Raw genomic sequence first — 1729 nt, forward strand, 5'->3', positions numbered from 1 at the left:
TATTTTATAAGGTTACTAACTCAAGAGATGCAGTGTACAATATTGAGGATTATAAATCAGGTATTGTGTACTCAACTATTACTAATATGAGAAATATTTGTGGAGATATGACTTTAGATGAAGTATTATCAGGAAGAGATAAAATAAATTCTAGGCTTCTTGAAATAATCGATGAGATCACAGATGCTTATGGAATAAAGATATTATCTGTAGAAATTAAAAATATAGTACCACCAGGTGAAATCCAACAGGCTATGGAAAAACAAATGAGAGCAGAGAGAGATAAGAGAGCAGTTATTCTTACGGCAGAGGGAGAAAAACAAAGTCTAATTGAAAAAGCCGAAGGACATAAACAAGCTCAAATATTAAATGCTGAAGCTGAAAAACAAGCAACTATAAGGCGTGCAGAAGGACTTAAGGAATCTCAACTTCTTGAAGCAGAAGGTAAAGCTCGTGCTATAGAGACTATTGCGATTGCAGAAGCAGGAGCTATAAGGAAAGTAAATATAGCTATAATAGAGTCAGGTACAAATGAAACAGTTATAGCACTTAAACAAGTAGAGGCCCTTAAAGAAATGGCTAAGAATCCAGCTAATAAACTTATACTTCCAAACGAAACATTGTCAACTTTTGGTAGCATAGCAGGTATTGCTGAAATGTTAAAAATGACTAAACACACTGAAAGTATATCATTAGAAAAGAAACCAGTGGTAAATAAATCAATATAAAAAGAAAGTCTGAGAAATCAGACTTTCTTTTTATGTCTTGAATGAGGCTTACTGGATTTTTTCTGAACTGAATAACCAAATTTACCTAGTGGTTTAGAATTAACACTAAAATATTCACCATGGGAATAAGTAATTAGATCTGCTTTTTCAAAATGAATTTTTCCAGCGGAATCTATTAAATTATTATCTACATGTGTATTCACGATTTCAGCTAAAAATAAATCGTGTGTCCCTAAAGGAGTAATGCTTTTAACTTTGCATTCTAGAGATATGAAACATTCAGAAATTAAAGGGGCAGTGACATCTATGCCGCTTTCAATAGTGAAGTTCATCTCTTTTATTTTATCTATTTGTTTTCCAGAGCGCACGCCGCAATAATCAACTTGTCTAACTAGTTTAGAATTAGGTAGATTTACTACAAAGTCGCCACTTTCTTTTATATATTCATAGGAAAGCCTTTCAGGTCTTATCGCTACAGTTATCATTGGAGGTTTAGTACAAGCCGTTCCTATCCATCCTACTGTAAAAATATTTATTTTTCCTTCTTTATTTTTTGAGGTAATTAATACTACAGGAACAGGATTTAACATTGCACTGCCTTTAAAAATAGTTTTTGGCATATATTTTCACTCCTATATCTTTAGCATACATTATTTTTTAGCATACATTATAAAGTATGTTTTTAGTTTGTATTTATCCATTATACAATACCTTAAAAGATTTATACAGTTGAAATTCAAGTGAGGAAGCGATTTATAAAAAAAGAGAAAAACAATTTTCTTTATAAGATAATATTTCCCATTTTCATTAGTAATATTTTTTTAATAATATGGTATAATAAGTGTATAGTGCGAGCTGCGAAGCAGCACGCAAACGCGTGATGTTTCCTCTTGGAAATGGAAGCAATTCTATCTTCATTAGTAAGTTATTAACATATAGTAGGGGAATCCTACTAGGTAAGGTCTAACCAACTACCTGTACCTAGTCCTTGGAGCCGAAGT

At 32.0% G+C, this 1729-nt stretch carries 2 protein-coding genes; one reads left to right on the top strand and one right to left on the bottom strand.

The features are described 5' to 3' along the window. On the top strand, positions 1 to 728 hold a 728-nt coding region (locus VIM70_RS20010), incomplete at its 5' end, for an SPFH domain-containing protein (protein WP_331947551.1). A 17-nt stretch (positions 729 to 745) separates the two neighbouring features. Here the strand turns inward: VIM70_RS20010 and VIM70_RS20015 are convergent. Beyond that, positions 746 to 1348 (bottom strand): flavin reductase family protein, encoded by a 603-nt coding sequence (locus VIM70_RS20015; RefSeq protein ID WP_331947552.1) that lies wholly within the window; start codon positions 1346 to 1348, stop codon positions 746 to 748. Positions 1349 to 1729: the final 381 nt, after the last annotated feature.

Source organism: Clostridium sp., from assembly GCF_036569345.1.
In the GTDB taxonomy this organism is placed as follows: domain Bacteria; phylum Bacillota; class Clostridia; order Clostridiales; family Clostridiaceae; genus Clostridium_AD.

Bases quoted from the DNA above. Each gene is read 5' to 3' on its own strand.
- VIM70_RS20015 (WP_331947552.1), bottom strand. From the start codon at position 1,348: ATGCCAAAAACTATTTTTAAAGGCAGTGCAATGTTAAATCCTGTTCCT.